Source organism: Inquilinus sp., from assembly GCF_057815775.1.
Genome location: NZ_JBYRFX010000484.1, coordinates 1 through 4,258, shown reverse-complemented (window position 1 = coordinate 4,258; position 4,258 = coordinate 1). Strand labels below are relative to the sequence as shown.

General features: G+C 69.7%; 6 protein-coding genes. 3 read left to right on the top strand and 3 right to left on the bottom strand.

All coding sequences use genetic code 11. The annotated features are described in order from the left end of the window. The coding region (locus AC3XYG_RS17235; RefSeq protein WP_489141081.1) for a hypothetical protein at positions 1–264 on the top strand (264 nt) is incomplete at its 5' end. Between the two features lie 97 nt (positions 265–361). Here AC3XYG_RS17235 and AC3XYG_RS17230 read toward each other — a convergent pair. Both AC3XYG_RS17230 and AC3XYG_RS17225 read right to left on the bottom strand, forming a co-directional pair. Beyond that, positions 362–706: a LuxR C-terminal-related transcriptional regulator gene (locus AC3XYG_RS17230; RefSeq protein WP_489141080.1), complete on the bottom strand. Its 345-nt coding sequence runs from the start codon at positions 704–706 to the stop codon at positions 362–364. Positions 707–767: 61 nt separating this feature from the next. Further along, positions 768–1,100, bottom strand: a complete 333-nt coding sequence (locus tag AC3XYG_RS17225) for a helix-turn-helix domain-containing protein (protein ID WP_489141079.1) — start codon at positions 1,098–1,100, stop codon at positions 768–770. A 268-nt stretch (positions 1,101–1,368) separates the two neighbouring features. Between AC3XYG_RS17225 and AC3XYG_RS17220 the strand changes: the two genes are divergently transcribed. After that, positions 1,369–1,944 (top strand): hypothetical protein, encoded by a 576-nt coding sequence (locus AC3XYG_RS17220; protein ID WP_489141078.1) that lies wholly within the window; start codon positions 1,369–1,371, stop codon positions 1,942–1,944. 378 nt (positions 1,945–2,322) lie between these two features. Continuing rightward, positions 2,323–3,561 carry an alpha-D-ribose 1-methylphosphonate 5-triphosphate diphosphatase gene (locus tag AC3XYG_RS17215; RefSeq protein WP_489141077.1) on the top strand — a complete coding sequence of 413 codons (1,239 nt, stop codon included), beginning with the start codon at positions 2,323–2,325 and terminating at the stop codon, positions 3,559–3,561. A 17-nt stretch (positions 3,562–3,578) separates the two neighbouring features. Here the strand turns inward: AC3XYG_RS17215 and AC3XYG_RS17210 are convergent. Next, positions 3,579–4,258: isocitrate/isopropylmalate family dehydrogenase (locus AC3XYG_RS17210; protein WP_489141076.1), on the bottom strand; the 680-nt coding region annotated here is incomplete at its 5' end.

Here is a 4,258-nt window from a genome sequence, read left to right as displayed (position 1 = left end):
CGTAACGCATATAATCATCGATTCTCTCCTCGTTTCGTGATGGGGATGACACAAATTGTGACCCGCGAAATTTTCGCAGAGACCGAAACAGTTCGATATGGATTTGGAGGGATTCCAGCTATATCACTGGATATTGTTGTTAAACTTCTAGAAGAGCAATGCAATAATATTTATTCGGCATTTTCAGGGTTTGAAAAATTAATTCGCGAACACGAAGGCAGTATTTCCCAATATCAATCAGAATCTGCCAATGCGGATAGATAATTTTAACTCAGTGCAGATCGAGTCGAAGCCGTCGATCCTGGCGACGATACGGCCGCTCTCGAAGACAAGAGCCACCCCTTCTACCCAAAAAGGTCGTTCACCCTCTCTCCCGTCCCAGCAGCACCGCCACTGCCTGCGCCCGGTTCGCGGCGCCGAGTTTTTCGTAGAGGTTGCGCAGGTGGAATTTGACCGTGTTCGGCGACAAGCCGAAGCAGCGGGCCAGGCCCTCGTTGCTCAGGCCCTCGGCCAGCCGCTCCAAGAGCTCGCGCTCGCGCACGGTCAGGCCGGCCAGCGGGTGGGCCGCACTCGCCCGGCCCAGATCGAGGAACGGGAACATCATCCGGCCGCGCGCCACCTCGGCCACCAGGTCCAGCAGGCGCTCGGGCGGCTCGGATTTCGACAGGAAGCCGGCGGCGCCCAACTGCATGGCGGTGCGCGCCACCTCCAGGTCCGCGCCGGTGTAGACGACGATGCGGGGTAGGGGCCTTGCCGCTCCCCCTGGGCTACGGGCCGCGCCTGACGGCGCGGCGTCCCATGCCCGGGGGGGCATCCCATGCCCGCAAGGCCTCCAGCACGGCGCGGCCGTCGCCATTGGCCATCACCCAGCCGATGATGTCGACATCCAAGTCGAAGCGCGCCACCGCGTCGAGGAAGCGCTCGCCGTCGCTGGCCGAGACCGCCAGCGCGAACCGCCGGTCCTCGCCGAACAGCGATTGCAGGCCGCGCAGCACCAGCGGGTTCCTGTCGGCAAAGCCCAGCCGGATCGGGTTGCCCGCGGCGGCGGACAGGTCGGGCAGGGGCTGCGGCTCCAACTGCTGTGGCGTGGTCCTGGTCATCCGTGTCCTGGCCGCGCGGGCCGCTGGGTCCCGCTTCCCCGGACGCTGATGCGTCCCGGTCCCCGCTGTCCGTCGTTCCTGCAACCAAGGTGGTGGGCTTGCGATCAAGGCGGATGACAAAGCGGCGCAGCGGGGCGGCCCGGGCGCGGCCCGGCGGATAATACTGCACCGGAATTGGACGGCCGGGCCGATTCATGTTCTACTTTTGTTCATGACAACGCCCGATCCAGCCCCGCAGCCGCAAGCCGATCCCGACCAGGATCGGGCGATGCGTCGCGACCGGGTTCTGGCGCGGCTGATCGAGATCCAGATGGATGTGGCCGAGGCGACCCGGACCGAGGCGGCGGAGGCCCCGATCGCCGGCGTCGATTATTGCGGCCGGCTGGCCGTCATCGCCCGTTCGGTGCGCCAGACCCTGCTGCTGGAGGACAGGTTCTCCCGCCCGCCCGAAGCAAAGGCCGCGGCCGGGCCGGCCGAGGCGGCCGACAGATCGCGGTCGCGGCTGCGGGTGACCATGGCCATGGGCGCGGCGGCCATCGATGGTGATGAGATCGAGCAGGACGAGGCCGACCGGCGCTTCATGGAGATGGCCGAGCGGCTGGAGCGGCCGGAGCTGGCCGAACTGGTCGAGACCTGCCCCCCGCTGGTGGCCGTGGCCCGGCTGTGCCGGATGTTCGGGCTGCCGGAGGAGGCGGAGCGCTGGCTGCAGGAGGCTGACGCCGGGTTGGCGGAGCTGGCGACCCAGTTGCGGGACGACGCGGCCAAGGACCCGCCCAGGCGGTACCGTTCCGCCGGCCGCAGCCGGCCGAGGTCCCCGGACACGGGGTGGCCGGATACGGGGTGAATGCGCCGGCCGGGGCGCCATGGGCGAACCCGGCCTCCCGCCGCCTGGCACCCTGCCGGGGTCGCGAACCGCGAACCCGATCGATGAAGACCCGGATGATGTCGCCTCTCCCGCCCTGCGGGAGGGGCCGGAGGTGCTTGTGCTTCGGGGGAGAGGCAACGTTTGGCCCGCTCCTTCACGATGAACGTGCCGCTCATGCCCGGCGCATCGGTTTCCGGGCGTGGAAGGTGAAGGTGCCGGCCAGGCACGGCCCGCGGATCTTCGCCGGCCCTTCCGTCTGTTCCGGGCCGGACAGTGTGTGTAAGAAAGCTGCCACAAAGAAAGGCTAAGTCTGGGCGCCTGCCATCAGGCTCAGTCCGCATTTCCGAGAGTTTCCCGATGAACGACATCACCGCCGACACCGCCGACACCGCCGACACCGCCGACACCGCCGCCACGCCCCTGCCGACCCTCGGGCAGGCCCCGCCGACGACCATCGTCGGCGCGCGCGTGCTGGTCGATGGGCGGATCGAGGAGGCGGTGGTCCGCATCGAGGCGGGCCGCATCGCGGACATCGCGGGCTCCGAGGGCCGCAATGCCGACGGGCGGCTCGACGGAGGCGGCCGCCTGCTGCTGCCCGGTATCGTCGACCTGCATGGCGATGCCTTCGAGCGCTCGCTGATGCCGCGGCCGGGCGTGCGCTTCCCGACCGCGCTGGCGCTGGACGAGGCGGACCGGGTGATGGCCGGCTTCGGCATCACCACGGCACTGCATGGCGTCACCTATTCCTGGGAACCGGGGCTGCGCGGGCGCGAGACCTTCCTGGCGCTGGCCGAGACATTGCGCGCCGTGCGCGGCCGCCTGCGCTGCGACACCCACCTGCATCTGCGCTTCGAGGTGCACAACCACGACGGGCTCGCGGAGGTGGCGCCGCTGATCGCCGACGGCACCATCGGGGTGGTCGCCTTCAACGACCATCTGGCCGATATCGAGGGGGACCTTGCGAACCCGGAGAAGGCGGCCCGCTACCCCGGCCGCACCGGCCTCACGGTCGAGGCGTTCCGCGACCTCATGCGCCGGGTGGGGACGCGCGCCGCCGAGCTCGACACGACGGTGGCCGCCCTCGCCGGCATGGCCGCGGCGGCCGGCGTGCCGATGCTCAGCCATGACGACGCCGATCTCGGGACGCGGGCGCGCTACCGCGCGCTGGGCGCCCGCATCGCCGAATTCCCACTGGCCCGCGAGGTCGCCGCCGACGCCCGGGCCGTGGGCGAGCATGTCGTCATGGGCGCACCGAACGTGCTGCGCGGCGGCAGCCACAAGGCCGGCAATCCGTCGGCCACCGAGCTGGTCGGGGCGGGGCTGTGCAGCGTCCTGACGTCGGATTACTACTATCCCGCCCCCTTGCACGCGGCCTTCCGCCTGGTCGGCGACGGCGTGCTGCCGCTCGAGCGCGCCTGGGACCTGGTGTCCGCCAACCCGGCCGCGGCCCTCGGCCTCGACGACCGTGGCCGGATCGCGGTCGGCCGCCGGGCCGACGTCATCCTGGTCGACCTAGGACCGGGCGGCGACCCGCGGCCGGATGTCGTCGCCAATCTGGTCGAGGGGCGCCGCGCCTTCGTTTCGATGCCGGGCTGACGCCGGTCCTTGGCAGCTCAGGCATTGCCCCCGCGCAGGGCCGCGATCACCGCATCCGTCACCTCGGCGGTGGTCGCCGAGCCGCCCAAATCGGGGCTGAGGTATTCTCCCCGCTCCGTCACCCGCTCGATCGCCGACATCAGGCGACGGGCGGCCGTGGCCTCGCCGAGATGCCCGAGCATCAGGCTGGCGGTCCAGAACGAGCCCAGGGGGTTGGCGATGCCCTCGCCCATGATGTCGAAGGCCGAGCCGTGGATCGGCTCGAACATCGACGGGCGGCGGCGCGACGGGTCGATGTTGGCGGTCGAGCCGATGCCGAGCGACCCGCCGAGCGCGGCGGCGAGATCCGACAGGATGTCGGCGTGCAGGTTGGTGGCCAGCACCGTGTCGATCGAGCCGGGCTTGTTGACCATGCGCTGGGTCATGGCGTCGACCAGCATCCAGTCGACGGTCAGGCCGGGATAGTCGCCGATCACCTCGCGCACGACCTCGTCCCAGAACACCATGCCGTGGCGCTGCGCATTGGACTTGGTGACGACGGTCAGCAGCCGGCGGTGGCGCGACGCGGCGAGGTCGCAGGCGAACCGGGCGATGCGCTCGATGCCCGTCCGGGTGAACACCGAGACATCCATGCCGACCTCGATCGGCAGGCCGCGATGGGCCCGGCCGCCGACGCCGGCATATTCGCCCTCGCTGT